This window comes from Staphylococcus sp. GDY8P131P, assembly GCF_017891975.1.
Taxonomy (GTDB): Bacteria; Bacillota; Bacilli; order Staphylococcales; family Staphylococcaceae; genus Staphylococcus; species Staphylococcus nepalensis.
This window is the reverse complement of sequence record NZ_JAESKF010000029.1, coordinates 1-4445: the sequence shown is the minus strand read 5'-3', so window position 1 is coordinate 4445 and position 4445 is coordinate 1. Positions and strand designations below refer to the sequence as shown.

Annotated in this window: 3 protein-coding genes; all 3 read right to left on the bottom strand. The window is 32.0% G+C overall.

Annotated features, from left to right (window positions below; genetic code table 11):
- Nucleotides 1-275: 275 nt before the first annotated feature.
- From KA894_RS14285 to copB, 3 genes are read right to left on the bottom strand one after another with little or no spacing between them, the layout of a single operon-like run.
- The gene (locus KA894_RS14285; protein ID WP_002510756.1) at nucleotides 276-821 is read right to left on the bottom strand and encodes a YdhK family protein; all 546 of its coding nucleotides are present in this window, start codon (nucleotides 819-821) and stop codon (nucleotides 276-278) included.
- A gap of 19 nt (nucleotides 822-840) precedes the next feature.
- Nucleotides 841-2274 (bottom strand): multi-copper oxidase Mco, encoded by a 1434-nt coding sequence (gene mco / locus KA894_RS14280; RefSeq protein WP_000277153.1) that lies wholly within the window; start codon nucleotides 2272-2274, stop codon nucleotides 841-843.
- 14 nt (nucleotides 2275-2288) lie between these two features.
- Nucleotides 2289-4334, bottom strand: coding sequence for a copper-translocating P-type ATPase CopB (gene copB / locus KA894_RS14275; RefSeq protein ID WP_095256753.1), 2046 nt, complete (start codon nucleotides 4332-4334; stop codon nucleotides 2289-2291).
- Between the last annotated feature and the right edge of the window lie 111 nt (nucleotides 4335-4445).

Sequence of the window (4445 nt, the reverse complement as noted above, 5' to 3'; positions counted from 1 at the left end):
GCTAATTTAGAATAACTTTTCTTGATAAATGATAAAGCTCAATACATTCACTATTCCATTTTTTATATTTTTCGAAATTCCATTGATAAATTATAAAAGATCCCCTCATTTTCATTAAAATCATTTAATTTTTCTAAACAAATGGCCACTCTCATTATTGTGGATATGAGAGTGGCCATAAATTTTATTTGTTTACTTGTCTATTTAACAAAGGGGATTCTCATTGCATTTGTGAATAACTAACTAAATACTTTAAAGCTTTAAAATGATAGACATTAACGAGATTTTAGTTCGTCAGTTGTCATCCATTTATGATTTTTAACCATCTCATCGTTTTCTGTTGATTTATAATCCACCATATAAACGGTTGTTTTTTCTACATCATCAATTTGAGCTTCTGCACCTTTCATACCAGGCATATGGTCAGCTTCTAATTTAACTGTATCACCTTTCTTGAATCCATTTTCAGGGGCATCTGCAACTTCCTCATTAACGACCCATTTGTGATTATTAACTTTTTCATCACCATTTGTAGGTGTGTAACTCACGACATAAGCATACGTTTTATAAGCACCTTTCACAGTACCTTTGGCATTTTTCATACCAGGCATATGATCAGCTGTAATTGTTATTTTATCGTCCTTTTTATATTTACTGTCATCTGTACTTTTCATATTATCTGGGGCTTTACTTTCACTCTTATGATTCATATGTTTTTCTTGTTTTTGATCTTTAGAATTTTCTTCTTCTTCGTTACCAGTTGAACAAGCTGATAATACTAATCCTGAAGCTACTATAATTGAGCTCAATTTTTTCATCATATTGAATTCTCCTTATAAATTATTTTGTTACTTTTATTTGTCCCATCATTCCATTATCTTCATGCTCAAGTATGTGACAATGGAACATGTATGTCCCAGTATTTTTAAAAACCACTTCTATTTTGGCTTTTTGTCCAGGTTCCAGAGATATAACGTCTTTTTTGCCTCTCATATCTTCTGAAGGTTTCTTCCCATCCACTGATAAAACTTTAAATTGCGTTCCGTGGATATGGAACGGGTGCTTCATACCACCCATTTTATCTTTGACGTTTTCAATTTCCCAAGTTTCTTTCCGGTTTACCTTTTGTGTGAAATCTATTCTGTTAGGATCGAATTTTTTGCCATTAATAGTAACATTATCGTCCATACCTTCTAATTTGATTTTTTTATCTACTTTTGGAGTAGTGTCTTTGTTAGTACTTTTTTCTTTGTTAATAATTGGTAAAATTACTGTTTCATCATTATCAACAAGATTGACTTTTTCTTCTTTCATTTTAGATAAATCTATTACTATTTCTTTTCTTGCTGAAGGAGCTAAATTAATTTCTTTTAACTTTTTAGTCTTTTCTAAATGGCCGCCTTCTGAAGCAATATATTCAAAACTTTGATTATTACTTAGTTTAAGATTTAAATCCCGAGCATTGGAGCCATTTAAAAGTCTCAAACGTATTTTTCCTTCTTTTGTTGTTAATTTAGGATCTACTTTCCCATTCACAAGGACTGTATCACCTTGAGTACCATCTTCATCTTTCGTTTTTGTATAATTTAATTTTTTAGATACAAATGTTTTATCTTGGATTATTATAGGCAAATCATTTTTCCCATAATTGCTAGGATAATTATTCTTTTTGTCATCCTCTATATATAATAATCCTGATAAACCATTATAAACTTGTTTAGCTGTATTTGGGGAGGGGTGGGGATGATACCATAATGTAGCAGCCTCTTGTTTAACCTCAAATTTTATTGTTTTTTCTTTTCCTGGTTTTATAACTTGAGAAGGGCCTCCATCCACTTTTCCATCTATTTCTAACCCATGCCAATGAAATGTTGTATTTTCATCTAAGTTGTTGACTAACTTAATTTTAACCTTATCTCCTTTTTTTAATTTTAAAGTTGGCCCAAGTAAATTTCCATTGTATCCTAAAGTGTTAGAGAAATTACCTTTGTAAAATTCTGTCTTTCCTTTCTGCGCTTTTAATGTATAACTTTTATAACCATTGTTATCTTTTTTAGGATCTAAAACTTTGGGAAATGTTATTTCATTTTTTCCTTGTGAAGAATTCAAATTTTTTCTTTCGTCATGACTTTTCATATCCATCATATCATTTCGCTTTTGATCATTTTCTTTCATGTCCATCATGTTGTGCTTACCTTCTGCAAAAGTATCATTAGGAACCATAAACATTATAGAAAATAACGTAATTAAAATTGTGAACATTTTTTTATACATTATATTTACCTCTTTTATTTTAATTTTAATGTAAATGCATTAATTGCTACGATGATCGTACTTAAAGACATAAGTATTGCACCCACAGCAGGTGATAATATTAAACCAATAGAAGCTAATATACCAGCTGCAAGAGGAACTGCAATCACGTTATATCCTGCGCCCCACCATAAATTTTGAACCATTTTTTTCATCGTATTTTTTGAAAGAGACAAAAAATTGATAATATCAGAAGGATTACTTTTAACGAGTATGACATCCCCCGATTCAACAGCTACATCTGTCCCTGCGCCAATTGCCATACCAATATCTGCTCTAATAAGGCTTGGCGCATCATTGATACCATCACCAACCATCATGATTTTGCTACCATTGCTTTGATAATCTTGGATAATACTTTCTTTATCTTCGGGCATCAATTGCGCGTGGACATCACTAATACCTAATTCTTCAGCCACTGTTTGTGCCACTTCTTTATTATCGCCTGTAAGCATGACTGGCGTAATGTTTCTCGATAATAAATCCGAAACCATTTGTTTTGAACTTTCTTTAATTTTATCGCCTTGTGCGATAATACCAATAACTTGTCGGTCATGAATTAGATAACTAATAGAATTCCCTTGTTGAGCGAGATTCGTAAATTGTTCTTTATTATAATCAAAATTGCTTTTATCGAGATAAGAAACATTCACTATTTTGAGTTTTTTATTATCAACTGTGCCTTCTAAGCCTACACCTGGAATATTATTAACTTCTTGAGGAGTAGCATATGAAATATTTTTGCCTTTAGCAAAATCAACAATACCAGTGGCAAGTGGATGATTAGAATTACTTTCTAATGAAGCAAATAGACTCAATATTTCTTCATTATTTAACTCGTCTGTAAAACTTTCATAGTGATTCACTGAAAAGTTACCTTCAGTTAGTGTCCCAGTTTTATCCATCATGATGTAATCAATGTGTTGTGCGATTTCTACAGATTCTCTGTTTTTAATGATTAAACCATTATGTGCGCCTATAGAGGTAGAACGTGCTGTAACTAAAGGTATTGCCAAGCCTAATGCATGTGGACAAGCAATGACTAATACGGTTACTAGCCGTTCAAGTGCGAAATCGACGTTGTTTTGAATAAGCATCCATACAATAAATGAAATCAGGCCAATACTTACTGCAAAGTAAAACAAATAACCTGCGACTTTATCAGAGAGGAGTTCAGCTTTTGACTTATCGTTTTGAGCTTGGTTAACAAGACCCATAACTTGAGATAGGTAGCCATTTTCACCCGTAGCAGTCACTTTAACTTGTACTGTACCTGAACCATTAATTGAACCTCCAATAACATCATCATTATGAGTTTTATGAACTTTTTTTGATTCGCCAGTAACTAATGATTCGTCAATTGATGTTTCTCCTTGAACAATGATTCCGTCTGTGGGTATACTTTCGCCTGCTCTGACTTCCACAATATCGTCAATATGAATATCTGATATTTTAACTTCTTCTCGTTGATTGTTATCAATCAGCTTCACTGCAGTATTAGGTAAAAGTTCTGCCATTTTCTTCAGTGCATTGCCTGCATTACCTACTGCGTTCATTTCAATCCAATGACCTAATAACATGATTAAAATTAAAGTCGCTAATTCCCAGAAAAAGTCCATTGTATGTGTGGATGAACCACTGAAGTTATTCATATAAAAGGCGTATAAACTATAAATATAAGCTACTGAAATACCTAGAGCAACAAGCGTCATCATTCCAGGTTTTTTAGTTGAAATTTCATCTTTAGCCCCTGATAAAAATGGCTTTCCTCCGTAAAAGAATAAAATTGTAGCAAGAATTAATACAATCCAATCTGACCCTGTAAATGAAATTTGAAACGGTAATTTAACTCCCATCATGGGCGATAAAATAATAATCGGTATCGCAAAAATCAAAGAAATAAAGAATTTACTTTTAAAATTTCCATGATGGTGATGTTCATGATTACCATGACTAGTGTGATTTTCATGTTCTTGATGACTATGATGCTCATGATTTTGGTGTTTTTTGTTATTCGACAAAATTAAACCTCCTAATTTTATATTTTTAAAGATAGTAATAAGACAATTTGAGTATAACATATACGGTATAGGGGTATATACCATTTGACTTTTTTATTTTGTAGTGTACAG